This is a genomic window from Neobacillus sp. plas4 (assembly GCF_057221695.1).
In genome coordinates this window covers 5,090,523-5,116,579 of sequence record NZ_CM170152.1, presented here as the reverse complement: position 1 = coordinate 5,116,579, position 26,057 = coordinate 5,090,523, and the positions used below count along the sequence as shown (strand labels likewise).

20 protein-coding genes are annotated in these 26,057 nt (G+C 34.8%); 17 read left to right on the top strand and 3 right to left on the bottom strand.

Going from position 1 to position 26,057, the window contains the following annotated elements; translation table 11 throughout:
* The first annotated feature begins 237 nt into the window (after positions 1 to 237).
* From wecB to AC2TFD_RS25815, 4 genes are all read left to right on the top strand, one after another.
* Positions 238 to 1,386: a non-hydrolyzing UDP-N-acetylglucosamine 2-epimerase gene (gene wecB, locus AC2TFD_RS25830; protein ID WP_335568845.1), complete on the top strand. Its 1,149-nt coding sequence runs from the start codon at positions 238 to 240 to the stop codon at positions 1,384 to 1,386.
* Between the two features lie 85 nt (positions 1,387 to 1,471).
* Positions 1,472 to 2,344 (top strand): UTP--glucose-1-phosphate uridylyltransferase GalU, encoded by an 873-nt coding sequence (gene galU, locus AC2TFD_RS25825; protein ID WP_335515996.1) that lies wholly within the window; start codon positions 1,472 to 1,474, stop codon positions 2,342 to 2,344.
* A 298-nt stretch (positions 2,345 to 2,642) separates the two neighbouring features.
* Positions 2,643 to 5,459 carry an SH3 domain-containing protein gene (locus AC2TFD_RS25820; RefSeq protein ID WP_335568846.1) on the top strand — a complete coding sequence of 939 codons (2,817 nt, stop codon included), beginning with the start codon at positions 2,643 to 2,645 and terminating at the stop codon, positions 5,457 to 5,459.
* Positions 5,460 to 5,617: 158 nt separating this feature from the next.
* Positions 5,618 to 8,020 (top strand): N-acetylmuramoyl-L-alanine amidase, encoded by a 2,403-nt coding sequence (locus tag AC2TFD_RS25815; RefSeq protein WP_335568889.1) that lies wholly within the window; start codon positions 5,618 to 5,620, stop codon positions 8,018 to 8,020.
* Positions 8,021 to 8,045: 25 nt separating this feature from the next.
* Here AC2TFD_RS25815 and AC2TFD_RS25810 read toward each other — a convergent pair whose 3' ends face one another.
* Positions 8,046 to 9,524, bottom strand: a complete 1,479-nt coding sequence (locus AC2TFD_RS25810; RefSeq protein ID WP_484674192.1) for an ArnT family glycosyltransferase — start codon at positions 9,522 to 9,524, stop codon at positions 8,046 to 8,048.
* 260 nt (positions 9,525 to 9,784) lie between these two features.
* On the opposite strand from AC2TFD_RS25810, the gene AC2TFD_RS25805 reads away from it, so the two are divergent.
* The 3 genes from AC2TFD_RS25805 to AC2TFD_RS25795 all read left to right on the top strand — a co-directional run bounded on the left by AC2TFD_RS25805 (position 9,785) and on the right by AC2TFD_RS25795 (position 13,760).
* Positions 9,785 to 11,158: an oligosaccharide flippase family protein gene (locus AC2TFD_RS25805; protein WP_335568848.1), complete on the top strand. Its 1,374-nt coding sequence runs from the start codon at positions 9,785 to 9,787 to the stop codon at positions 11,156 to 11,158.
* A 34-nt stretch (positions 11,159 to 11,192) separates the two neighbouring features.
* A complete protein-coding gene (locus AC2TFD_RS25800) occupies positions 11,193 to 12,185 on the top strand; it encodes a glycosyltransferase family 2 protein (RefSeq protein WP_335520323.1) in 993 nt (330 codons plus the stop codon).
* A gap of 306 nt (positions 12,186 to 12,491) precedes the next feature.
* Positions 12,492 to 13,760 (top strand): hypothetical protein, encoded by a 1,269-nt coding sequence (locus AC2TFD_RS25795; protein ID WP_335520320.1) that lies wholly within the window; start codon positions 12,492 to 12,494, stop codon positions 13,758 to 13,760.
* Between the two features lie 51 nt (positions 13,761 to 13,811).
* Here the strand turns inward: AC2TFD_RS25795 and AC2TFD_RS25790 are convergent, their stop codons facing one another.
* Both AC2TFD_RS25790 and AC2TFD_RS25785 read right to left on the bottom strand, forming a co-directional pair.
* On the bottom strand, positions 13,812 to 14,207 hold the full coding sequence (locus AC2TFD_RS25790) for a GtrA family protein (RefSeq protein ID WP_335520317.1): 396 nt from the start codon (positions 14,205 to 14,207) through the stop codon (positions 13,812 to 13,814).
* A gap of 148 nt (positions 14,208 to 14,355) precedes the next feature.
* Entirely contained in the window at positions 14,356 to 15,348 is a 993-nt protein-coding gene (locus AC2TFD_RS25785) for an LCP family glycopolymer transferase (protein ID WP_335568849.1), read from the bottom strand.
* Positions 15,349 to 15,698: 350 nt separating this feature from the next.
* Between AC2TFD_RS25785 and AC2TFD_RS25780 the strand changes: the two genes are divergently transcribed.
* The 10 genes from AC2TFD_RS25780 (at position 15,699) to rfbD (ending at position 25,784) form a co-directional block, all read left to right on the top strand.
* Positions 15,699 to 16,835 carry an SDR family NAD(P)-dependent oxidoreductase gene (locus tag AC2TFD_RS25780; RefSeq protein WP_335513778.1) on the top strand — a complete coding sequence of 379 codons (1,137 nt, stop codon included), beginning with the start codon at positions 15,699 to 15,701 and terminating at the stop codon, positions 16,833 to 16,835.
* Positions 16,835 to 17,887 carry a WaaS/CpsH family glycosyltransferase gene (locus tag AC2TFD_RS25775; RefSeq protein ID WP_484674191.1) on the top strand — a complete coding sequence of 351 codons (1,053 nt, stop codon included), beginning with the start codon at positions 16,835 to 16,837 and terminating at the stop codon, positions 17,885 to 17,887. The genes AC2TFD_RS25780 and AC2TFD_RS25775 overlap by 1 nt, the downstream gene beginning before the upstream one ends.
* On the top strand, positions 17,884 to 18,600 hold the full coding sequence (locus AC2TFD_RS25770; protein WP_335513774.1) for a glycosyltransferase family 2 protein: 717 nt from the start codon (positions 17,884 to 17,886) through the stop codon (positions 18,598 to 18,600). The genes AC2TFD_RS25775 and AC2TFD_RS25770 overlap by 4 nt, the downstream gene beginning before the upstream one ends.
* Positions 18,601 to 18,852: 252 nt before the next feature.
* Positions 18,853 to 19,908 carry an acyltransferase family protein gene (locus tag AC2TFD_RS25765; protein WP_335513772.1) on the top strand — a complete coding sequence of 352 codons (1,056 nt, stop codon included), beginning with the start codon at positions 18,853 to 18,855 and terminating at the stop codon, positions 19,906 to 19,908.
* A gap of 84 nt (positions 19,909 to 19,992) precedes the next feature.
* Positions 19,993 to 21,357, top strand: coding sequence for an O-antigen ligase family protein (locus AC2TFD_RS25760; RefSeq protein WP_335568850.1), 1,365 nt, complete (start codon positions 19,993 to 19,995; stop codon positions 21,355 to 21,357).
* On the top strand, positions 21,354 to 22,190 hold the full coding sequence (locus tag AC2TFD_RS25755) for a glycosyltransferase (protein WP_335568851.1): 837 nt from the start codon (positions 21,354 to 21,356) through the stop codon (positions 22,188 to 22,190). Before AC2TFD_RS25760 ends, AC2TFD_RS25755 begins: the two co-directional genes overlap by 4 nt.
* Before the next feature lie 262 nt (positions 22,191 to 22,452).
* On the top strand, positions 22,453 to 23,325 hold the full coding sequence (gene rfbA / locus AC2TFD_RS25750) for a glucose-1-phosphate thymidylyltransferase RfbA (RefSeq protein ID WP_335513765.1): 873 nt from the start codon (positions 22,453 to 22,455) through the stop codon (positions 23,323 to 23,325).
* Positions 23,326 to 23,344: 19 nt separating this feature from the next.
* Positions 23,345 to 23,905 (top strand): dTDP-4-dehydrorhamnose 3,5-epimerase, encoded by a 561-nt coding sequence (gene rfbC, locus AC2TFD_RS25745; RefSeq protein WP_335568852.1) that lies wholly within the window; start codon positions 23,345 to 23,347, stop codon positions 23,903 to 23,905.
* A gap of 11 nt (positions 23,906 to 23,916) precedes the next feature.
* Positions 23,917 to 24,939 carry a dTDP-glucose 4,6-dehydratase gene (gene rfbB / locus AC2TFD_RS25740; protein ID WP_335513760.1) on the top strand — a complete coding sequence of 341 codons (1,023 nt, stop codon included), beginning with the start codon at positions 23,917 to 23,919 and terminating at the stop codon, positions 24,937 to 24,939.
* Complete coding sequence (rfbD, locus tag AC2TFD_RS25735) at positions 24,939 to 25,784, top strand: dTDP-4-dehydrorhamnose reductase (RefSeq protein WP_335568853.1); 846 nt, start codon at positions 24,939 to 24,941, stop codon at positions 25,782 to 25,784. Before rfbB ends, rfbD begins: the two co-directional genes overlap by 1 nt.
* The last annotated feature ends 273 nt before the right edge of the window (positions 25,785 to 26,057 follow it).

The window sequence follows — 26,057 nt, the reverse complement described above, 5'->3', positions numbered from 1 at the left end:
TCAAATTCTTCCATAAATTTAGTATAAATCTCAAAAATTTGAATGTAAATATAATTTGGAAGAGAATTCCTTAGTTCTACTTCGCAGTATTAGGTGAAATGGCAGAAACGAAAAAATCATTGAAGACGCCAGTTTTGATGAAGTAGTCAGTTATAGTGCTTTTAGTCATCTATTTTGTTATTATTTAGATGGTTGTAACATTTTGTCAAAGTAATGATCATCCATGTGGAGGTTTTTATGAAGAATCAGTTAAAAGTGATGACTGTTTTTGGGACGAGACCAGAAGCGATTAAAATGGCTCCCCTTGTAAAAGAATTAGCGAACTATAATGAAAAAATCGATTCAATTGTAACCGTTACGGCGCAACATAGAGAAATGCTTGATCAAGTCTTAAACATTTTTGATATTAAACCAGATTATGACTTAAATATCATGAAAGACCGCCAATCCTTAATTGATGTAACGACCCGATGCTTAGAAGGATTGAACAAAGTATTTCAAGAGGTTAAACCTGATATCGTGTTGGTCCATGGTGATACCTCAACTACGTTTGTCGCAAGTTTGGCTGCCTTTTATAACTCTATTCCAATTGGGCATGTCGAGGCTGGCCTGCGGACAAGGAATAAATACTCTCCTTACCCTGAAGAAATGAACCGTCAGCTTACAGGAGTATTAGCCGATTTGCATTTTTCACCAACAACTCAATCGAAAGAAAACCTATTGGTTGAAAATAAGCGGGAAGACTCAATTTTTGTTACAGGAAATACTGCCATTGATGCGTTAAAAACTACTGTAAAAGACCATTATTCCCATCCCGTATTAGATAATCTTGGCAGTGATCGGTTAGTATTGATGACCGCACATCGTAGAGAAAATCTAGGGAAACCAATGGAAAATATGTTTAATGCCATCAGAAGATTGGTTGAAAAGCACGAAGATATTCAGGTGGTATATCCAGTTCATATGAACCCCGTTGTACGAGAAATCGCGAATAGAGTGCTGGGTGAAAATAATCGTATCCACCTAATTGAGCCATTAGATGTCATCGATTTTCATAATTTTGCTTCCAGGGCCTATTTGATTCTAACCGATTCTGGCGGTGTCCAAGAAGAAGCACCTTCCTTAGGAGTTCCGGTGCTTGTTTTAAGAGATACAACGGAGCGGCCGGAAGGAGTTACGGCAGGTACACTAAAGCTTGCTGGTACAGATGAAGAGACCATTTACCAGCTTGCGGATGAACTGCTGTCCGATAAAGAAGCGCACGACATAATGAGCAAAGCGTCTAATCCATATGGTGATGGACAGGCTTCCGAAAGAATTGTGAAGGCAATACTCTATCATTTTAATCTGACGAATGAAAAGCCGGTAGACTTTGGAGATTTCTAAAAAAAGAAAGAAAACCAATTGTATTCGGGAATAATGGTAATAGGCGCTTTATATTAAAATGAGGAAAGGAAGGGGAAAGATAACCATGCAAAAGGTGAGAAAGGCTATTATCCCAGCTGCAGGTCTTGGAACACGTTTCTTACCAGCTACAAAAGCAATGCCAAAAGAAATGTTGCCCATTGTAGATAAGCCAACGATCCAATACATAGTAGAGGAAGCAATTGAATCTGGAATTGAAGATATCATAATCGTAACAGGAAAAGGGAAAAGATCCATTGAAGATCATTTTGATTATGCCTTTGAACTTGAACAAACTTTGCTTAGCAAAGGAAAGCTCGAACTTTTAGAAAAAGTACAAGAACCATCAAGGATGGTGGATATACACTATATTAGACAAAAGGAACCTAAAGGGCTCGGACATGCGGTATGGTGTGCTCGTAATTTTATTGGCAATGAACCATTTGCTGTTTTACTAGGAGATGATATTGTTCAAGCAGATACCCCATGTTTGAAACAACTAATAAATGAGCACGATCGAACACATTCTTCTGTTATCGGGGTAAAAAAGGTACCGGAAAATGAAACAAACCGTTATGGGATTATTGACCCTATCCATCAAGATGGACGTTCCTTCCAAGTTCAAAATTTTGTAGAAAAGCCAAAATTAGGAACTGCGCCATCGAATTTAGCGATTATTGGAAGGTATATTTTTACCCCTGAAATTTTTATGTTCTTAGAAAAACAGGAAATCGGGGCCGGGGGCGAAATTCAGCTGACAGATGCTATCCAAAATCTAAATCATATTCAACGTGTTTTTGCCTATGAATTTGAAGGTGAAAGATATGATGTAGGAGAAAAGCTGGGCTTTATTGAAACCACAATTGAATTTGCTCTTCAAAAGGAAGAATTGAGGGAAGATTTAATAAAGTTTATGGCGAAAAAACTTGAAACTTTATAAACGATAAAAAATAACTCTCCGGTCTAATCAGGAGGGTTATTTTTTATTCTGGAGAAATGACTGAAAATATCAATTAATTTCTACTATATTGATGGTGAAAAATACTAATTACAAATATTGATAATTTATTACAAAAAATGACTAGGTATGATATTATTCTACCTAGAAAGAGAGTATTATAGTTATTTGCGCTATTTATTATGCTAGACTAATAGTATGTATGAAAATATGAAGCTTGTCGATTTAAGTTATTATTCATATTTTTATGTATAAAATATTTTTTATAGGAGTATGATACATGCGAGGAAAGTTGGTTCTAACAGGTATGCTGTTTGTGGGTTCTACTATTCTTTCAGATGGATCAATTGCTTTTGCCAATAATAATGCGAATTCATTTATTGTTGAAGAAGTAAAACCTGGAATAGTTAATGAACAAAGTACAGTCGTATCTGAAAGCAAAGATGGTACTTTAATAGAAAAAGAAGAATCAATTGGAGAAAGTGGCAGTCCAACTGAGGAAGTTTCTTCCAAAGACAACTTAACAATTACTGAGGAAGAAACCAACCCAGTAATAAAAGAAGGTACTTCAGAGTCAATACAAACTTTTTCAACTCAGTCGATACAAAATCCCTCAGTTAAATACTCAACTCATGTTGAAAATATCGGTTGGTTAGGAAATGTGTCTGATGGAAAAATGTCAGGTACAGCAGGCAAGTCATTGCGATTGGAAGGTATAAAGATATCATTAGGTAATGCACCCTATTCCGGAGGTATCACTTACAAGACACATGTTCAAGATTATGGCTGGTTAAATAATGTATCCGACGGAGCATTATCTGGAACAACTGGTGAAGCTAAACGTTTAGAAGCGATCCAAATTAATTTGACCGGTGAAATGGCAAAGCATTACGATATTTATTACCGTGTCCATGCAGAAACCTATGGTTGGCTCGATTGGGCTAAAAACGGGGCATCTGCTGGTACACAAGGATTAACGAAACGCTTGGAAGCCATTGAGATTGTCTTAGTGGCAAAAGGTGGAGCTGCACCAGGTGCGACAAATAGACCATTAATTATTGATCCATCTGTCGTTTATTCTACTCATGTTCAAGATTATGGGTGGTTAGCGGGTGTATCTAATGGAAAAATGTCCGGAACACAAGGACAAGCAAAACGAATGGAAGCCATTAAGATTTCATTGAAAAATTCTCCTTACTTTGGAAGTATTACTTATAATACCCATGTTCAAGATTATGGCTGGTTAAGAAATGCATCAAATGGAGCCATATCTGGAACATCAGGTGAAGCTAAACGTCTAGAAGCGATTCAAATTAATTTGACTGGCGAAATGGCGCAGCATTACGATATTTATTACCGTGTCCATGCAGAAACTTATGGTTGGCTTGATTGGGCTAAAAATGGGGCATCTGCTGGTACACAAGGACTATCGAAGCGCTTGGAAGCCATTGAGGTTGTCCTAGTAGCGAAAGGTGGAGCAGCACCAGGTTCTACCAAAAATCCATTTATTATGGATCCATCTGTTGTTTATACTACCCATGTTCAAGATTACGGTTGGTTAGCGAATGTATCTGATGGAGAAATGTCAGGAACACAAGGCCAGGCAAAACGAATGGAGGCCATAAAGATTTCATTAAAGAATACTCCATATATTGGAGGTATTTCTTATAGGACCCATGTTCAAGACTATGGCTGGTTAACGAATGTAACGAATGGAGCATTATCTGGAACATCTGGTAAAAGTAAACGTTTAGAAGCGATCGAAATGCAATTGACTGGCGAAATGGCACAACATTACGATATTTATTACCGTGTCCATGCAGAAACCTATGGTTGGCTCGACTGGGCTAAAAATGGGGCATCTGCTGGTACAAAAGGGCTCTCGAAGCGCTTGGAAGCCATTGAGATTGTTCTAGTGGCAAAAGGTGGAGGAGCACCAGGTGCAACTAATAAACCGTTTATTGAGCCAGCTTTAACTTATGTAACGAATAACTATAATATGACGTTAAATAATGCACTAAATATGCAAATGAAGGTTACTCCACAGACTGATAAATATAGAGATGCTCCTGCTTATGTTAGCAGTCAATACATCAATGTATTCAATGCTGGTAAGATAAGTGGAAGCAGTGTAAACCTTAGAACCTCTCCAGATACGGTTAGTAAAATCGCTGCAAACGTTGGTAATGGGACGATTTTCAAACTACTGGATAATAATGTGACGGGTGAACAGGTTTCAGGTAGTACAAAATGGTATAAAATTGAATACAATGGGGAAATTTTGTACGTGCATAGTAGTCTTGCCACAGCTAATTTAAGAATGGGTCAGGTAACAGAGGGTCCACTTAATATTAGAGCTGATAAGAGTGCAACTAGTCATATTTACAGTTCAGTAAAAGCAGGCACTCTATTAACTATTTTGGAAGAAGATAAGAGTGGCTGGTATAGAGTAAGCTGGGGTAGTTGGCGTAACGCAAAATCCGCAGATGTGCTGCCTTATTTGGACCCAACTAAGTTTATTAACGATGAAAAGCAAAGATTCCAATTTATGAGCCTTACAAAAACTAGCGGGGTATCAAAAGAGACGTTAAATAAATACCTTGTCGGAAAAGGAATTTTAGAAGGTCAGGGGCAGGCATTCATTGATGCGGGAATTAAATATGGAATTAATGAAGTATATTTAATGGCACATACTTTGTTAGAAACAGGACATGGTACTTCTACTCTTGCAAAAGGAATAGAATATCAGGGTAAGAAGGTTTATAACATGTACGGTGTTGGAGCACTTGATCATTGTCCAGATGAATGTGGAGCTGAAACAGCTTTTGAAAAAGGTTGGTTTAGCCCTTACGATGCAATCGTGGGTGGTGCTTTCTTTATTGACAATGGTTATTTGGGTGGTAATAACTACTATGGCGTAGTCCAAAATACAATATATGAAATGCGTTGGAATCCAGAAGTAATGGCTACTCTAGGTAGTGCTGGACATCAATATGCAACAGATATTGGCTGGGCTTATAAACAAGTTTCAGCGATGTATGATGTTTATAAAATACAACCATATAACATTACTTTAGAAATACCAGTATATAAATAAGACAATATCTGTAAAGAGCTGTCCTCAAAAGTTGAGGGCAGTTTTTTTTATTTCTAAAAATTCTTAAACAAAATTCAACAAATTTTTTAGATTAATACCCAAAATAATACAAAAAACCTATATAATAGTTTAGAAGGAGGGGAAATATTGTTGTGTTAATGAAAAAGTACATAGTGTTTATTCTTTTTTGTCTTGTAATGTCATCTCTTTATTCTCCTAATCTAGCATTCTCACAGGAGTTTAATTCAGGTGACATTAATGCTGAATATGTTGAAACAATCGAAAAGACAAACATATTTAACATAGATGAAAAAATAGTAGGAGAATTCGAACCTGCTACTCAGGTAAGAATCGATACGATACAGGATGGAAAAGTTTACTTTCAGTGGGATGGAGAATTGGCCTATATTGAAGAAAACTCGACCAAAGTTGTCACTTTCGAAAATATTCAATCAGTAGGAAATCAAGATAATATTGTTAAATCAGGAGACGAAGAATTACCAAGTCCAAGTATCGAACAAAGCAAAACTTCATTGCAGAAAAGTAATATCGTTCCTGAACCTGCACCTTCACTTTTAGCAGTTGAAAGTCCTTCGATTAGTTATACCTCTCATGTACAAGACTTCGGCTGGCAAAACAAAGTTTCTGATGGAAATATGTCAGGTACAGAAGGACAAGCAAAACGATTAGAAAGTATTAAAATTTCAGTTGGTAATGTACAAGATTTGGGTGTGAAATACTCTACGCATGTAGAAGACTATGGTTGGTTAGGGTATGTTTCTAATGGAGAAAAAAGCGGAACTACAGGAGAAAGCAAACGATTAGAAGCTATAAAAATCGAACTAACTGGATCAAAGGCTAAAAATTATGATATTTATTATCGCGTTCATGCAGAAAAATATGGCTGGATGAAATGGGTGAAGAACGGTGAGATGGCAGGAACTAGTGGTGAAGCAAAGCGTTTGGAAGCTATTAAAATTATAATTGTAGAAAAGGGTTCCTTACCACCTGGTATCGATTCTAATACTCCAGAAGCACCTGTCAAATTAATCCCCTCAGTCGTATATAAGACCCATGTACAAGATAAAGGTTGGTTGGATCCTGTAACAGATGGGAAAGTAAGTGGAACACAAGGGCAGGCAAAACGTTTAGAAGCAATCACTATAAATTTGCAAAATTCACCTTATAGCGGTGATATTAAATATTCAACTCAAATACAAGATAATGTCTGGGGAAGTCCTGTTCTAAATGGTGGAGTATCTGGAACAATTGGACAAAGCAAACGAATAGAAGCTATAAAAATTGAGTTGACTGGTGAAATTGCAATTTACTATGATGTTTACTATCGCGTTCACTCTGAGACGTTTGGCTGGTTAGGCTGGGCAAAAAATGGTAAAGCTGCAGGCACCAATTTGCTATCAAAACGCTTGGAAGCCATTCAGATAGTTCTAGTTGAAAAGAATGGAGAGGCACCTAGCACATCAGTTGCGCCGTTTTTAACAAGACCATCAGTTGTTTATTCATCGCATGTTGAAACATATAGTTGGTTGGATTATGTATCAGATGGTGCGATGAGTGGGACTCAAGGTAAAGCGAAACGATTAGAAGCAATTGTCATTAATTTAAAAAATAATCCATATCGTGGAGGAATTACCTACTCAACCCATGTTCAAGACTATGGCTGGATGGAAACCGTATCCAATGGGCAAGTTTCCGGTACATTGGGACAAAGTAAACGGGTAGAAGCCATTAAAATGGAGTTAACGGGTGATTTAGCAAATGACTTTGATATTTACTACCGTGTTCACTCACAAGATTATGGCTGGCTAGGCTGGGCAAGAAATGGGATGAAAGCTGGCACTGAAGGTTTGGCAAAACGATTAGAAGCCGTAGAAATTAAGTTAGTTCCTAAGGGAAAAGGTGCACCAGTTAGTGAAAAAGAGTCATTCAAGCAACTTAGGCAGTCAATTAAAGTATTTTTAGACCCTGGTCATGGTGGATATGATCCCGGGGCAGTTTATGGCCCTTATCATGAAGCAGACTTGAATTTAGCTGTTGCGAAAAAGGTCGAATCCATATTATCGACCCGCGGCTATCAAGTATATATGTCTCGTCATAACGATACCGCTTTAGGATTGCTGGATCGTCCGCAAATGGCTAATGATTTAGCTGCAGATATTTTCGTTAGTATTCATACAAATGCAACAGCTGGTGGACCAACTTCTGTTACTGGTATTGAGTCTTATTACTATGAATTTGACCCTGATTACCCTTCAAAAATAAATCAAGATATGCATGATAATTCTGAAAGAATTGCAAGAAGTGTTACACTAACTACATTAATACAAGATAACATGGTTAGTTATACAGGGGCTGTTGATCGTGGAATAGATGGTAATACATTAGCCGTTATACGTGAATCTGCTATGCCTGCAACTTTAGTAGAAATGGGTTTCATTAATAACTCAAGCGACCGTCAAAAATTATTTACTGATTCTTATCAAAACAAATTAGCACAGGCAATTGCAGACGGAATAGTTGAGTACTTTAAAATTTATTAATTTCAGGGACTAGAAATCAATATTTCTAGTCCCTTTTTTCTTTAATGGGCTGTAAATATCCTATGGAACTTAAAATTATTAGCACAGGTGTCAGACTGACAATATATCGCGATCGTGTTTCCCAAAGAAGAAAGAAAAAGAAAAACCCGATTAACGATATCATGGCAAAAGTGAAAAAATCATTGTTTCTTCTTTCTGTTTTCCAATGGAAAAAGGAAAAAAATAGTACCCCGCCCAACAGGAGTAAATGCTGTATGCGTGCATACCCTAGCAATAAAATTCCGGACTTTCCGTCTGTAAGCGCCTGAAAGTTGCTTGGTATTATTGGATTGCGGCTTAGCTTGTTTAAAGAGAAATAGGTACCATCGGCCCAAGTACTTGTTAATTTCTTCGAGATAAAAGACACATTTCCCATTAAACCTCGACTCTTAATCCGTTTTTTCGATTCTGTCACGTGAAACTTAATGAGTTCCTCCCTCGGTTTTTCCTGGATATTATTTAGTGTATATCTAAAATCAGTATCGTTGAACATGCCGTGGCTTTGGTCATTTTGACCCATTAAAAACCAGTGGGTTATAGGGAATCTATATTTATCTACATTATTTTTATCCAAGATATTGCTATCAAATATCCAGCTATTAAATAATGTTTTTACGACAAAAAATAGTAAGATTGGCAGGATAGCAAGGGATTTTTTCCAGTTTTTCATGTGGATAAAAAGTGTAATGCTTAAAGCAATCATAAAAACAATCATTGATCCTTTTAAAAGGACACCGAAAGACATGATAACCGAAGAAAGAATTAGCAGAATGACATTATAACGAAATGAATGATTCTTTTTCGTAGCTAGTATGAGCATTGGAACAAGCAAAAAGGGCAATGAAATTGTATCCGTATAAACGATAGGTGAGTAAAAAATGTAGGGAAAAAAGAATATCCCTAAAATAAATCCATAAAGTCCAATTTCCTTGCTCCCAACCTTTGTTCCAAGCAGGTAAATCATGTACTGGCTAATCGTAATGAGAATGAGATTGATCACTTGATAAACTAGTAAATTGGGCGAGAAAATTTTACCTAAAAACGCCATCAAACAAACAGCAAAAACATTATTGGGATAGAATTCAAAATACGATACAAGCTTTCCTGTTTGAAGAAGATGTTTTGATTCATCAACCAATATACCAAAATCCCAGCTTGGATTAATATTTAAATACTTTAACACCAATATTTGTAGAACGATACTAGTAAGTAAGAGGGGAATGACGATTTTCTTAGTATTTATATTGCGAAGGGTCCGAGTGAGTAGTTTCCTTAACAGGAATAAAAATAGAATCAGCGTTATAGACAAAATAATAGTATAGGTATTAAAATACTTTGGTGCCTGGAAACTTAAAGTATCGAAGCTAGAACTATTAAGTATGTTCAGTATCATAATAATTAGGATTAAAAAAGCAAAAATTGTATATATGAACTTCTCCAGCCATAATGTCACTTTGTTTAGCACATTCGTTACTCCTTCAATAAGTTATTATTGTGGGAAGGTTTTTAATCTTGCAATATAGACCATTATAGTATTGTCAATAGTTTTTGACGATATATGTATACCCTGAAAATATAATTAAGGAAATAATATAGGATATTAATATTAAATAAAAAGTTCCTGGGGGAAATATTGAATTTGTTGCATGATTTTAATGGTATAATATTAAACGTTGATTTTCTTTGGTTTGTCATGGGATTCTCAGAATACTTTATTAGAAAGATGTGATTCAAATACTAAAGAATGGTTTTTGGAACTTATTTGGTACAGTGTTTATTATTCTTAGCGGAGCAATTTTAACATTGGTAGCACCAAAAATTCTAACTGTAGAACAATTCGGGTTATGGAGGATGTTTATTCTTTATTCCACATATGCGGGAATTCTTCATTTAGGTGTAGCAGATGGATATCTGTTAAATAATGTTTCTAAGTCAATTTCCAATGCTTTTAACAGTCTTAGGCGGAGCATGCCATTTTTAATTGTTCAGCAAATTCTTATATCAGCAATTATCTATTTCATCCTTTTACTATACATAAATGATAAGCAGCTGCTTTTTATTGCAGCTAGTGTGTTGATTTTTTCTATTACAATTAATCTGAGAACCCTCGTTGATAATTTTTTGATTATCAGTAAGGATTTTAGAAGGTCAAACATTGTAAAAATAATGGAGAAGGCGTTATTTCTTTTAGTATTATTCGCCTTTTTGACTTTCGGGAAGATTAGTTATCAGTTATTAATAGGTTTATTTATTTTTGCTTCACTTAGTGCATTGATTTTCCTCATTATATTGGTTAAACCTAAAATAGAACTATCAAAAGGAATTGTAAAGGATAATATTTCAGATATTAAAATAGGAAGTCAGCTTTTATCTAGCAATATTTTGATTATCTTGTTATTTAACATAGATAGTGTTTTTGTAAATATGTACTTGGGTATTAAGTCATTTGCAATTTTCTCATTCGCTATAACAATTATAATGCTAATTAACCAGTTTGCAGAATCGATATCACAAGTCCTTTTTCCGTATTTAGCTACTGATTTGCGAAATAAATTATTTAGTGCAAACATTATGGTTGTCAGTGGTATGTTTGGTTTATGGGTATTAATTTTACAGTTTTCTTTTTTATTTCTACCATTAATAAATATTGTTTTTCCTGAATATGCAGAGAGCGAAATGATTATCTTTATTTATTTAATTACCTCGTTATTTACATTAATTATTCGTATTTCGCAAAATAATTTATTTAAAGTACTCAATGCTCAAATTGTTTTTGTAAGAATCGAGGTTATAGTACTTTTATTATTAATCGTACTTTTATTTATTTTCAATTCCAACATGAGTACCACGGTGATTTCAATATTAATTTTAATTACACGATTTGTTTGGTTTTTAATGAACGAAATTTATCTTAAAAGTGACAAAAGGTTTTTATTAAAGATTGTCACTGGTTTTTTATTGTATGGTGGAATCTATGTAAGTATTTATTTTTATGTAGAAAATATATACTTGAGGTTCATCTTATTTACTATTATTGCATTGCCGCTCTATATTGTAGGTTTTAAAAATTTTTACAAAAAAAGAAAATTATCGCAATAAAATAGAGCTTATTAAAACTAGGAGTGAAAAAATGATTAACTTACCGAAATTAACAATCGTTGTTCCTTGTTACAATGAAGAAGCTACTTTAGAGGAAACTACTAAAGAACTTACAAGGGTTATGGACGAATTAGTCGAGGGGAATAAAGTAAATAAAGAAAGTATTATCTTTTATGTTGATGATGGGAGTTCAGATAATACATGGGGGATTATTGAAGAAAAAACTGAAAAAAATCCTTATGTTCAGGGATTAAAGTTGAGCAGGAATTTTGGTCATCAAGGAGCACTCATTGCTGGGTTAGAAACCGCAAGAAAGTTTTCAGATTGTGTGATTTCTATAGATGCTGACCTGCAAGATGATGTTGATGTTATTAAAGAGTTTGTTGGAAAGTATCAAGAAGGTTATGAAATTGTATATGGTGTAAGAGATAAAAGGGATACGGATACACCATTTAAAAGAAATACTGCTTTATGGTTTTACAGTTTAATGGAAAAATTGGGTGTCAAATTAGTGCCCAATCATGCAGATTATCGTTTGATGAGTAAAACAGCGTTAGATGAATTTGTTAAATATCAGGAAGAAAATTTATTTATTCGGGGAATTATCCCTCTTCTAGGTTTTAAAACAGCAAAAGTCTATTACAATCGAAAAGAAAGATTTGCGGGTGAATCTAAGTATCCATTAAAGAAAATGATCGCTTTCGCATTAGAAGGAATCACATCCTTTAGTGTAGCCCCAATACGAGCTGTCTCTTTCCTAGGGTTGATAATGGTTTTAATTGGATTTGGAATTGCTGTTTATACTTTATTTTCAAAGATTTTTTCCTATACAGTAAGTGGTTGGACTTCTTTAATGTTATCTATATGGATTGTCGGTGGAGTCCAGTTAATAGCTCTGGGGATTATCGGAGAATATATTGGGAAAATATTCAAAGAAGCGAAAAGAAGGCCGAGATATACAATCGAACATAATAGTTATTATGAGAAACAAAAAGTAACACCAATGGATCGTATGAAAAGTAAGTAAGTATTTTGAAGGGAAGTCTTACGATTAATGCTCAACATGCAAAGGAATAATAAACGATTTTTTGAACAACCATATCTTTTTTTTCTTATCTACTCTATTTTTATAATGTTATTTTTTACCCATTCTTCTCCTCTTTTTGCGATGCATTATTGGGTTGATTCTAATTCATTTTTTACTGTTGGAAAAGGGATGGTGAATGGGTTAGTTCCTTATCGCGATCTTTTTGAACAAAAGGGACCGTTTTTATACGGATTACATGCTATAGCTTCTTTAATTTCTGATACTAGCTTTTTGGGAGTATACCTTTTGGAAGCAATTGTGATGTTTTTAAATCTTAGTATGGCATATAAAATATCACGACTTTACTTAAATTGGCTGCCGTCCGTGGTTGTTGCTCTTTTTCTCCCAATTTTCCTGTTAAATCAAGGCTCATTTGCATTTGGTGATAGTGCAGAGGAGTTTTCAATTCCATTTTTAATGACATTTCTATATATTATTTTAAAACATTTTAAACTTCAATCTGATACACCATTTTCATGGAAGGTCTTTTTCATTAATGGTCTGCTGATTGGCTGTGTTTTCTGGATCAAATATACTCTTGTCGGAATTTGGATAGGTTTTTACCTGGCAGTTTTAATTATTTGTATCAGTAAAAAGAGCTGGAGAGAATTGTTAAACGCAGTAGTTTTTACTTTTTTTGGACTTGTGATTGCTACCCTTCCATGGTTCGTCTATTTTGGAATCAATCATGCGATAAAAGATGTTATTGATGTTTATATCAAATTTAATCTCTTTACTTATTCTTCAGAGTTAGGAACACTAGGGAAATTACTAAATTCTGCAGTCATATTTGGAAGGGCATTTAATGGTAATATTGAGGGGAAAATCCTAATGCTCATTGGGATGACGGCCTTTATATTTACAAAAAAGTATCTTGTGAATGCAAACCAGAAGTGGTTTTTCTATTGTTCTGTTGTATTTACAATTGTAGGAGTTTATTTTGGAGGCAGATCATACCCCTATTATTTCTTAATCATAACTCCTTTTTCTTTATTTGGGTTGATTGCAATTGCTGATTTTATTCAAAATAAACTTAAACCAGAGATTGAAGGGCTAAATAAAGGTCGATGGTTTTCGCTATCCATTGTTGCGCTGACGGCGTTTTACCTGTGCTTTGGAGTGAATGCCAACATCGAATATTCTAAGTTTTATATGAAGGATCCGCTGCCACAACAAACTTTTGCGAATATCATGCGGCAGGAACCTAACCCGACATTGCTAAATTACGGGGCCTTAGATGGTGGTTTTTACTTAGCGGCCGATATTACACCGAATATCCGCTATTTCCAAAGTCAAAATATTGATCATGCGCTTTATCCGGAAAATATGGACGAGCAGCATCGATATATTAAAGAAGGACTCGTTCAATTTGTTGTCGTTCGATTGTTTGGGCTGACACCTCCAGAACAAGTTGATATTCCTCACCTTGCAGATCGATATGAGTTGGTAAGCCAACAAGACCAATTGCTAGGAGGTACACAGTTCAGGTACCTGCTTTATAAGAAAGTTAAATAATAAATGTTAGGAAGGGGCCAGCACAGTTTGTGCTGGCCCTCTTTATTGGTGTCAATTATTAAACGTCCAGATTTTGTTTAAAAAATAATTGTAAAAAACATTAAAAAACGTCACGACTACTTGAGCGAAAAATTCTGATATATCAAAAATATCTACTAAACAATAAAGTAACAATAAATTAATTAGCAGTGATGAAAGGTAAACACCTATAAATTTTAAGGCTTGATTTACATTTCTCTTCTGTTTAAAAACAAAAGCAGAACTGAGAATATATCCATTTAAGAGCCCTGCACAATAGGCAATGGTGCTAGCAAGTAAGTAGTGAATACCAAGCTTTAACAAAAGGTAATATACAACCAATGAAATGGTCGTGTTTGTTACCCCAACTATACAAAATTTTAAAAACTGTCCGTACTTTTGAAGAGACACATTAATATTATTCAACATAGAATCCTTCCGTTTCTTTCTCTATTATTAATTTAATAATGTAAATTTGAAAAAAGACCTCAATTTTAATATTACCCAATAAAACTGCTTTATTTTGTCCATAGAATGAAAAACTCCTTTATTCTGAATATAAAGGAGTTTTGCTTGTTTAATTGTTATTTAAGATTGCAACAATTGTTTCTTCTGGTAATCCTAAGTGTGCACGCAATTCATTTGATAACATTTGTCTTGTATCTTCTGTTACCATGTAATACCAAACACTATTAATTATCTTTCCAGAGCCTTCAATTTCAAGTTTATCCATTGTTTCAGCTGCTGGCTTATAGGAAGACTGCATGCGAATGATTTCATTTAAGGTTAAGTTTGTTTTAATATTATTCTCAAGCGCATCTAGGATATCTGTATAATTAGTTAAGGTAGAGAGTGACTTCCCTTTATCAATAATCTTAGAGATTACCTCACGCTGGCGTTCGCCCCGGCCAATATCACCTCGAGGGTCTTCTTTTCTCATTCGAGCATAAGATAATGCTTCTATTCCATCTAAATGCTGAGGACCTTCTTCCAAGGTTACTCCATCAAGTTCAAAGGCATATTGATTATCAACATCAATTCCGCCAACTGCATCCACAATATCCTTAAAGCCCTGCATGTTTACTTCAATATAATAATCTATTGGGATATTTAAAAAGTTTTCAACGGTATCAATACTCATCTCGATACCGCCAAAAGCATAGGCGTGGTTAATTTTGTCGATTCGATCTTTCTTTGTTTTCGTCTTATCTATTAATTGTGTACGTGTATCCCTAGGAATACTTAATATTTTAGTAGTTTTTGTTTCAGGATTAACCGTAATGACTAACATTGAATCGGTCCGGCCGTTGTCACCTTCACGTTCATCGACACCAACCATTAAGATTGAAATTGGATCTTTTTCTTGGACTTCAATCTTCTCCTCCCGCTTTTCAGAAACTTCTCTTGAAATGGGATTATTCATTTTATCAACAGCACTAGCTACATCTGAATATACATTATAAAAATATAAACCACTGCCTGCTAACATGAAGAAAATAATTAAAAGAGTGACTCTGAACCAATTACCTTTCTTTTTCTTCTGTTTTCTCACCGCTCTAGTAATGTTCATATATAGTATTCTCCTTAATTAAAGGGGTTATTTTTTTGTAAAAATCAACCATTAAGCATAAAATAAATTATAACCCCGAAATTAAAGAAGTTCAACTGGAAATAAAAATCCGAAGGAAAAAAGTACAATATCTGACAGGATTCTGTTATAATTTTGTTTTGTTACGTTAACGGCCCGAAAATACCTTGACGAAGATTGTAGAATATTTCGGGAAAATGAATGAATAGTAAGGCGTTGTTAAGAATAATCACAAATAGCTGCAGGAAATTTTTTGTTCCATACATATAGACGTTAAAGTTAAAAAGTTGTTACATGTCTTAAAGAATAAAACAGGAAAGAAGGAAGCTATAATGTTAAAAAATGTTTTAATTACCGGCGGGGCAGGATTCATTGGCAGTAGTTTAGCCTTAAGATTATTAGAAAGAGGATATGAGGTAACAGTTCTCGATAATTTATCGCCGCAAATTCATGGTGAAGATGGTACCTCATCAGAACTTTTTTTGAAAATTAGAGATAAAGTCAACTTTATAAAAGGGGACGTTGTAAATAGCGATGACTGGAGAAAAGCATTAAAGGGACAAGATGTTGTGGTTCATTTAGCAGCCGAAACAGGTACTGGTCAATCTATGTATGAAATTAATAAATATATTGAAGTAAATGTTAAAGGAACTTCAAATTTATTAGATATATTAACAAATGAAGAACATCAAATAAAAAAAATTGTGGTAGCAGCTTCAAGGGCGATTTACGGAGAAGGAATGTACCATTGCACAGAGCATGGAACAGTATACCCTGTTGAAAGAATAGAAGCAGATATGAGTAAGGGTGATTTTGAAGTAAAATGCCCAATCTGTAATCGGAACGTTGAAGTAATGGCCACCACAGAAGAGACTAAAATTCATCCAACTTCTGTTTATGGAATTACCAAACAAATGCAGGAACAAATGTGTATGGTGGTCGGAAAATCTTTAAATATTCCCGTTGTAGGATATCGTTATCAAAATGTTTACGGCCCTGGGCAATCATTAAAGAATCCATATACAGGAATTCTTTCCATTTTCTCAACGATTATTAAAAACAACAATAATATTAACATTTTTGAAGATGGTTTAGAATCTAGAGACTTTGTTTTTATTGACGATATTGTAGATGCGACTATTTTGGGTATTGAAAAAGAAGAGGCAAACTTTGAAAGCTTTAATGTAGGTACTGGTGTTGCTACAACTGTAATCGAAGTCGCGAATGTCTTGAAGGAAAAATACCAGTCGGATACAGAAATTAATATTAGCGGCAATTTCCGCCTAGGTGATATTAGACATAATTATGCTGATTTGACTAAAGTACATGAAAAATTAGGTTTTGTTCCTAAAGTTAGCTTTGAAGAAGGTATTAGTAAATTTGTTGAGTGGGTTAACCAACAAGAAGTTGTTGAGGACCGTTATCAAAAATCAATAGAAGAAATGAAGAAAAAAGGGTTATATAAATAATGAAAGCTGAGCTAAAAAATAAAAAGATTTTGTTTTTATGTCCTTTATTTTTTAATTATCATAAAAAATTGATGCGGGCGATGGAATCTATGGGTGCTCAAGTCGATTATTTCGATGAGCGCCCATCCAATACGTTTCTTTCAAAAGCATTATTAAGATTAAATCGGAATTTTGTAACCGTACAAATTAACAAATATTACGAAGAAATTACATCAAAAATCAAAGATAAACAATATGATTACGTGTTTATTTGTCAGGCTGAAGCAACACCGAAATCTTTTTTGCAAGATGTGAGGCAAATGAATCCCGATGCACGATTAATGCTCATGCTATGGGATTCAGTAGCTAATAAAGTAAATACGCTTGAAAAATTAGACCTTTTTGATGAAGTCTTTTCATTTGATAAAAAGGATTGCGATCAATTTGGGTTAACCTTTCGTCCCTTGTTTTTTGATAAGGAATATGAAGAGCTTGCAAAGGATGAAACTGAGCTTGTCTACGATTTGTTTTTTGTTGGTACCGTCCATAGTGACCGGTATTTGATATTAAACGAAGTTAGAAAACAATTTGCAACTAATAACTTAAATGTTTTCTACTATCTCTATATTCCAAGTAAAATTATGTATTACCAACGAAAATTATTTACAAATGAATTAAAAGGCAGCCAGATATCAGATTTTTCTTATGAAGGGCTGCCAAGTGAACAATTAACGGCTAAATTAAAGCAATCTAAGGCAGTTGTGGATATTCAACATCCAAAACAAACAGGTTTAACCATGAGGACGATTGAAATGTTGGGTGCAAATAAAAAGATTATCACCACGAATACGGATATTCAAAATTATGATTTCTATCACCCGAATAATATTTGTGTGGTCGATCGAAATCATGTAGTGGTACCCAGCGAATTTATGACCACTCCATTTGTACCAGTGGATGAAAAAATTAAAGAGCGTTACACGATTAATTATTTTGTTTTAGATGTACTAGGGTTAACGGAAGAAAAGCAACATGGTTTTTATCTCGAGAGAAGTGGTGGGGGAAAGCAATGAAGGTTTCTGTAGCAATGGCCACTTATAATGGAGAAAAATATTTACAGCAGCAAGTGGATAGTATCCTTTCACAATTAAGCAGTGAGGATGAGTTGATTATATCTGATGATCATTCTTCAGATGGTACGCTTTCGATTATTGAGAAATATATGAAAGAAGATTCAAGGGTGAAGTTGTTCTTTAATGAAGAAAAAGGGGTAACTTCAAATTTTGAAAATGCGATCAAACGCACATCGAATGATATTATCTTTTTAAGTGACCAAGACGATATTTGGAAGCCAGAAAAGGTAAAAACTGTACTATCTTACTACGAAAAAAATCCTAAAGTTCAGATGATTATGTCTGATATAACCGTAGTTGATGATGAACTCAATCCAACAATTGATTCTTTTTATGCATTTAGAGGAAGTCGATCAGGTGTTATTAAAAACATCATAAAAAATAGTTATATTGGCTGTGCCATGTCTTTTAGGAAGGAACTAAAGGCTAAAATCCTGCCAATTCCAAGAAACGTCCCTATGCATGATATGTGGATTGGGTTGGTTGCTGATATGAATAAATCTGCATTACTGATACCTGAAAAATTAATTTATTATCGAAGACATGAGTCGACAGTAACAAGTGTTGAAAACAAATCTTCTTTGAAGGAAAAAATTCTGTGGAGATTTCAAATTTCATCCTTATTATTAAATGCATTTATTAAAAATAACTAGGAAATTACTGTAGAAAAGCGGGATCATTCTCATGAATGGTTCCTTATTTTTTACTAACCAACCTTATGGAAAAATAAGTGATACAAATTCCAATGAGTTAATGCTATAATCTTTTTTGTGTTTATATTAAATATTTTTGTCGGATTTTGGAAAATTAATTTTACATTTGGATTCATTACACAGAAGTTTTGCTCTTTAAATAATTCGCATTATATTTACACCCTAAGATAAAAATAAAGGGGATGGTAAAGCTTGATATCACGTAAAAATATTGAACAATGCATAGATGAAAGAAAAAACAATCTAGATATTATTCGATTTTTCGCCGCTACTTTAGTTATTCTCTCACATGCTTATCCACTTACCACTGGTAACAATGCATCTGAGCCCTTTGCAATTTGGACAAATGGAGGAATGACTTTTGGAGAGCTAGCGGTTGCAATCTTTTTTGTTATTAGTGGATTTCTTATTACCCAAAGCTTCGACCGTTCAAAGAATCCAATAAATTACTTTAAAGCTAGAACTTTGAGGATTTTCCCTGGACTTATATTTGTAGTGTTATTATCGGTTTTTGTCCTTGGTCCAATTATGACAGAAGTCAGTTTAATGAACTACTTTAAGGACCGAGACACCTTCGAGTATTTGCAAACAATCTCTTTATACTGGATGCAATACGACCTGCCGGGTGTTTTTGAGAAAAATATATGGCCGGCAGCGGTAAATGGTTCCTTATGGACGTTATGGTATGAGTTTTTCTTTTATATTGTCGTTGCTGTTCTTGGTGTGACAAGGCTTCTCGATAGAAGAGTTGTTTTGCTTGGGTTTATTCTTAGTACTGTTCTATATTTCTTAGGAAAAGGCGGTTTTTATACCGATTTATTCCGCTATTTTAGTGCGGGTATGGTTGTTTATCTTTTTCGCAAACAAATCTATTTAAACGGCTGGTTCGCCTTGTTATCTTTTATATTAATGATTATTTCAGCAATAGTAGGTTATTTTGAATATGCGTTTTCTATTTTTGGAACATATCTCATTTTTTATGTGGCTTTTGATTCAGCAGTAAAATTCCATAACTTTGGGAAATTTGGAGATTTTTCCTACGGCATTTATATTTATGCATTTCCAATCCAACAAGTTATGACTCACATTTTTAATAATCAGCTGACACCAATAGAAAACTTTTTATTATCTTTCCCAGTAACGCTGGTGTTTGCAATCATTTCTTGGTACTTAGTTGAGAAGAGGGCGTTAAAGTATAAAAAGGTTTCAATTAAATCACTGCTAGAAAAAAGGAAAGTGTATGTTTAATATCTGATTTACACATAGAGAATTTATATAGGAGGCCATCCTTACACGTTTAGAGGTGCCGATAGGAATAGGAGAGGTTTGATTATGAATAGGTTTGAGAAAATATTACTAACGGTTTTTTTCGTAGAGCTATTCGTTGGCGGTGGTGGAAGGCTGATTGATTTTGGTGTGTTATCGATTCGGCAAGTTCTATTCATACTGTTAATAGTAACGTTTATATTCCGGATTGTGAAAGAGAAGGCATGGTTTAATACACGTATTAACACCTTTTTTCGAATCAATCCAGTTACAATTGGGGTATATACCTTAATAGTTTGGTTTGCAGCAAGTGCAGTAATAGGACTTGTAAATGGTCATCCGCTATCGATTGTAATGATGGACTTTCTAAGGGTAGCTTTCTTCGGTTTATATTTTCCATTAGCATATTATATCTCGAATGAACGTTTTACCTTAAACCGTATTATTAGATTATTGAAGTATAGTGCGCTCGTGGTTGCCATCTTTACAATCACGGTGTCACTATTGGGGAAAACAGTTTTTGCAGCCAATTTTAAGCCGTTTTATGATTTTATGAACTGGATGATGAATGATGATCTATTTTTCCGTCCAAGCAATAGTGTTTTTTATAAGAGTCATCTTTTTGTTTTAATCGGTCTTATTCTTTCGTTTAATGATTTATTGAACAAAAACTATCGTAAACTTGAAATTGCAATTGTTATTCTGGGTTCAATTTCTGTTCTTTGGTCGGAAACTAGAGGATTTTTGCTCGCCTTTATGTTAAGTGTTCTAATGATTATTGTTTTGGATGTTAAGGTGATTGTGGATCCGATTAAAGGATTATCAAACAAGATTAAGAAAATGATTCAATCCAAACAATTTATTAGAAAATTTACGATTTCCCTTCTAGTATTGGTGGCTGTTCCGTTTTTGTTTGAATACATGACGCTTGAACGATTTGAAGTAGTAACTGTTGAGGATACATCAGAGTATCAAGAGGGTGAGGCAAATGGAACTACATCTGGTAAAACGAAAACACAAGTGAACGATGTCAGTGTAAATGCACGGATGGAATTTATTGTTGCATCCAAAGAAATACTAGCCAATCCTAAAAACCTTATTCTTGGCTTAGGTTATGGGTCTGCAGTTGCCGGAAGAGAAGATGGATTGGAAATGAGTTTTCTCGATATTTTATTGGAACAAGGTTTAATTGGTTTCGCTATTTGGTGCTACTTATTTTTAATCATTTACATTAATTATTATAAGGCGTACAAACAGGATTATAAGATTTCTGCATTGGATATTTCATTATTGTCTGCATTTATGGGATTACTGCTATTAACAAACATTAATCCTTTCATTAATAATCCAATTGGTATTTGTTTCTTTTTAATTATGCTCGTTGTATCGCAATCAAAGAAAGAATTGAGCGCAAATGAGGGGTTCAAATGAAACTAACAATGGTATTAGTCTTGTACAAGCTTAAGCCAGAGGAAAGTAAAACGTTTCAAACGTTAAAGCAAATTCTGGGGTCAAAAAATAATACCCTCAAAAATATCGAGTTAATTTTATATGATAATAGTCCGTCAAAGCAGGACTTTACCCCCCTTAGTCATGAGGGGATACATACTACTTATTACCATGATCCCCGTAATTTGGGGATTGCTGCAGCTTATAATTATGCTTGGGCAGCTGCAAAACAAAATAATAGCCAGTGGCTGCTGCTGCTCGACCATGATACAGAATTAACTTATGATTATTTTAATTCAATTTTAAACTTATCCGAAGTCCCTGAAAAAGTAGTCGCGGTTGTTCCAAAAATTAATAGTGAAAATATTATGATTTCTCCCGTTTATAGTAACTCACTCCGTCCGTTAAAACAGGAACGGCCCTCTCCTGGTGTTCAGGAGCAGCCAGTCATGGCAATAAATTCAGGTGCATTAATTGCAGTCAATTTTTTAAATGAAATAAATGGTTTTAATGAAGACTTTCCACTTGATTACTTAGATCATTGGTTATTTTTCAAGATTTATGAAAAGGGACGGAAGGTTTTTTTGATCAACGTTTCATTAGAGCATGAGTTATCGGTATTAGATTATACAAGAGTTTCATTACAACGTTATCAAAGTATTTTGGAATCGGAAGTCAATTTCTATAAAAACTTTAAAAAAGATTTATTGCCTAAATATCGAATTCAATTGGCAAAGCGCTTCCTCAAACAACTACTAACTGTAAGGGATAAGGAAGTTGCTTTAAAAACCTTTAAAAAGTTATTTTCTCTTTAGTAAGTCAAACGGATCCTTTTTTAATTTGATTTCTTTGTATAAAAGAGGTCCTTTTTCTATGTGTAAACATATTTTAATGATCTTATGGGAATATTTAAAAAAACGTCAGTATTCCCGCAATGTTTATGTTAAAATTATAACTTTTTTCTAACAATCATGTTAATAATTGTCTTTATTAGATAACCTTCTTTATAATGGGGAATGGAAAACATGTCAGTTTTTGTAGAAAAATCATATAAAGTATGAAATTGGAGGGGTTTACGTGAAAGGTATTATTCTAGCAGGCGGCAGTGGAACTAGACTTTATCCTTTAACAAAGGTAGTTTCAAAGCAATTATTACCTGTTTATGACAAACCAATGATCTATTATCCACTATCAGTTTTAATGTTAGCAGGAATAAAGGATATATTGATTATATCTACACCAGAAGATACAGCACGTTTTGAACAAATCTTAGGTGATGGTTCTGATTTAGGCATGAACTTTACATATAAAATTCAGCCAGAACCGGGTGGATTAGCACAAGCCTTCATTTTAGGCGATGAGTTTATCGGAGACGATAACGTAGCACTGGTGCTTGGAGATAATATTTTCTATGGTCATGGCTTAACAGAATTATTAAAAAGAGCTGCAGCCCGGGAAACTGGAGCAACCGTCTTTGGATATTATGTGAACGATCCAGAGCGTTTCGGTGTTGTAGAATTTGATAAAGATGGAAAAGCGATTTCGATTGAAGAGAAGCCTGATGTACCTAAGTCTAATTATGCTGTCACAGGTTTATATTTTTATGATAATCGTGTCGTTGACATTGCAAAAAGTATTGCACCGTCACCTCGTGGTGAATTGGAAATTACCGATATAAACAAAGCCTATCTTGAGATGGGTGAACTAAAAGTTGAACTTCTTGGACGCGGGTATGCTTGGTTAGATACTGGTACACATGCTTCCTTGCTTGAAGCCTCTCAATTTATTGAAACAGTAGAGAAAAGACAATCCTTAAAAATTGCTTGTCTGGAAGAAATTGCTTTCAAGATGGGCTATATTACAAAAGAGAAGTTGATAGAGTTAGCAGAGCCATTAAAGAAAAATCAATATGGTCAATACTTAATTAAAGTTGCGAACCAAGGACGATAATGAATAGGTGGGTATACACATGAAAATTATTAAAACAAAAATACCTGACTTGAAAATTTTGGAACCAAAGGTTTTTGGTGATCACCGCGGGTATTTTATGGAGAGTTATAATAAAGACTTATTTGAATCATTAGGATTACATTATGATTTTGTTCAAGATAATCAATCGTTATCTGCTGCAGTTGGAACACTCCGCGGATTACATTTTCAATTGAATCCTAAAGCACAAACAAAGGTCGTTCGCTGCGTAACAGGTGCGATCTATGACGTTGCTGTTGATATTCGCCAGGGTTCCCCTACATATGGACAATGGGTGGGTGTAATTTTAAGCGAGTACAATAAGCGTCAGCTTGTTGTTCCGAAGGGATTTGCACATGGATTTTGTACAATCGTACCGGATACCACTGTTGCTTATAAGGTGGATGAATATTATTCTCCTGAGCATGATGGCGGTATTCTTTGGAATGATCCAGAGTTAGGAATCGATTGGCCGACAGAGAATCCGATTTTATCTGATAAGGATACCAAGCACCCAACATTGAGTGCAGCAACTCATCTAAATTTTGTGTACGAGAAATAGGAGGCATTGCAATGAAGTTATTAGTTACAGGCGGAGCGGGCTTTATTGGCAGCAATTTTGTCCGTTATATGGTAAATAAATACCCTGAATATAATATCGTTAACCTAGATTTGTTAACGTATGCTGGAAATCTTGAAAATCTAAAAGATATTGAAAATGCAGCTAACTATAAATTCGTTCGTGGGGATATTGCAGACCGTGAATTTATCAATGGTCTTTTTAAAGAAGAGAAGTTCGATTATGTGTTGAACTTTGCTGCTGAATCCCATGTTGACCGTAGTATCACGGATCCAGGAATCTTTGTACAGACCAATATTCAAGGAACTTTGGCGTTACTTGATGCTGCAAAGACTTTTGGTGTGACAAAATACCTTCAAGTATCAACAGATGAAGTATATGGTACTTTAGGTGAGACAGGCTATTTCACAGAAGAAACTCCTTTAGCGGCAAACAGCCCGTATAGTGCTAGTAAAGCTGGTGCAGACCTGCTCGTTCGTGCATACCATGAGACATTTGGTCTGCCTGTGAATATTACACGCTGTTCGAATAACTACGGACCGTTCCATTTCCCTGAAAAGCTTATACCGCTAATGATCATCAATGCTCTACATGATAAGGAACTTCCAATCTATGGAGATGGATTGAACATTCGTGATTGGCTTCACGTTGAAGACCATTGCCAGGCAATTGATCTTGTCCTTCACAAAGGACGTAATGGAGAAGTGTACAATGTCGGCGGCAATAATGAACGTACAAACATCGAAATTGTAAAAACTATACTAAACCATCTTAATAAGCCAGAGTCTCTAATGAAGTTTGTTACGGACCGCCCGGGTCATGACCGCCGTTATGCGATTGATGCGACAAAGCTTCGTACCGAACTTGGCTGGTCACCAAAGTATAATTTTGAAACAGGAATCGAACAAACGATCAACTGGTATTTAAATAACCGTGAGTGGTGGGAAAATATTATTTCTGGTGAATATCAGGACTATGTGAAATCCCAATATGGCGACAGATTAGAGGTAGAATAATGAAGGTTGTTGTAACAGGTGCAGCTGGTCAATTGGGTCAGGATGTTCTTTTGGAGTTGGAGCGAAAGAATCATCAAGCGTTCGGTGCCGACCGGCTGCAATTAGATATTACCAAAGAAGAGGATGTTCTTGCTTATATAAGTGAAGTAAAGCCAGACGTGATTCTTCACTGTGCGGCTTACACGAATGTGGATGCTGCTGAGGAAAACGAAGATGCGGCTTATCAAGTTAATGCTGCTGGTACAGAATACCTAGCGAAAGCGGCTAAACAGGTTGGTGCAAAACTTCTTTATGTTAGCACTGATTATGTCTTTGATGGCACAGCATCTAAACCCTACGAGGTTGATGAACCAACAAAACCGCTAGGTGCCTATGGAAGAACAAAATTAGCGGGTGAGCAGCTTTTACAAAAGCACCTAGATGAATTTTTCATTGTTCGTACCGCATGGGTATTTGGTGTTTATGGAAATAATTTTGTTAAAACCATGATCCGTCTAGGCAAAGAACGAGGAGAAGTCGGTGTCGTTCATGATCAAGTTGGCTCACCAACCTATACCGCTGATTTAGCCCAGTTCATGGTCGAATTAATGGAGACAGACAAATATGGAATTTATCATGCAACGAACAGTGGAATTTGTTCTTGGTATGAATTTGCAGTGGAAATATTTAAGCAGGCAGATTTGAAAGTCACAGTTAATCCATTAACGAGTGATCAATTTCCACGACCTGCTGCACGTCCGAAATATTCGGTTTTAAGCAAGAAGATGATTGAAAAGCAAGGTCTAAGACCGCTTCGTGATTGGAAAGAAGCACTTGCTGCCTATTTAGCTGAATCTAGATTTTAAGATTTTGGGCTTACAGTTAAAAACCCCTTTCGCACTGAAGGGGGTTTTTCATTAGATAAAACTTACTTAGAAATTTTGAAATTAAAGGTGAAACTTTTTCAGAAGGTAATCGTCTATATAATGTGTAACATACTTCAACAAAAATTTAATAAATAGAAGTAATTTGTCGGAATTGTGAAATAGTTCATTTGAGACAAATCCGTTTTCATCGTTGATATCACTGGTTTTATTGTACTTTTGTAATATTTTTATTAAAAGTAAAGAGAAAGAAAT

Excerpts from the sequence above, each read along its gene's own strand:
- rfbD (WP_335568853.1), top strand. The coding sequence starts at position 24,939 with ATGAAGGTTGTTGTAACAGGTGCAGCTGGTCAATTGGGTCAGGATGTT.
- galU (WP_335515996.1), top strand. The coding sequence starts at position 1,472 with ATGCAAAAGGTGAGAAAGGCTATTATCCCAGCTGCAGGTCTTGGAACA.
- AC2TFD_RS25780 (WP_335513778.1), top strand. The coding sequence starts at position 15,699 with ATGTTAAAAAATGTTTTAATTACCGGCGGGGCAGGATTCATTGGCAGT.
- AC2TFD_RS25760 (WP_335568850.1), top strand. The coding sequence starts at position 19,993 with ATGAATAGGTTTGAGAAAATATTACTAACGGTTTTTTTCGTAGAGCTA.
- wecB (WP_335568845.1), top strand. The coding sequence starts at position 238 with ATGAAGAATCAGTTAAAAGTGATGACTGTTTTTGGGACGAGACCAGAA.
- AC2TFD_RS25785 (WP_335568849.1), bottom strand. The coding sequence starts at position 15,348 with ATGAACATTACTAGAGCGGTGAGAAAACAGAAGAAAAAGAAAGGTAAT.
- AC2TFD_RS25775 (WP_484674191.1), top strand. The coding sequence starts at position 16,835 with ATGAAAGCTGAGCTAAAAAATAAAAAGATTTTGTTTTTATGTCCTTTA.
- AC2TFD_RS25820 (WP_335568846.1), top strand. The coding sequence starts at position 2,643 with ATGCGAGGAAAGTTGGTTCTAACAGGTATGCTGTTTGTGGGTTCTACT.
- AC2TFD_RS25770 (WP_335513774.1), top strand. The coding sequence starts at position 17,884 with ATGAAGGTTTCTGTAGCAATGGCCACTTATAATGGAGAAAAATATTTA.
- rfbC (WP_335568852.1), top strand. The coding sequence starts at position 23,345 with ATGAAAATTATTAAAACAAAAATACCTGACTTGAAAATTTTGGAACCA.
- AC2TFD_RS25790 (WP_335520317.1), bottom strand. The coding sequence starts at position 14,207 with ATGTTGAATAATATTAATGTGTCTCTTCAAAAGTACGGACAGTTTTTA.
- AC2TFD_RS25815 (WP_335568889.1), top strand. The coding sequence starts at position 5,618 with ATGAAAAAGTACATAGTGTTTATTCTTTTTTGTCTTGTAATGTCATCT.
- AC2TFD_RS25755 (WP_335568851.1), top strand. The coding sequence starts at position 21,354 with ATGAAACTAACAATGGTATTAGTCTTGTACAAGCTTAAGCCAGAGGAA.
- rfbB (WP_335513760.1), top strand. The coding sequence starts at position 23,917 with ATGAAGTTATTAGTTACAGGCGGAGCGGGCTTTATTGGCAGCAATTTT.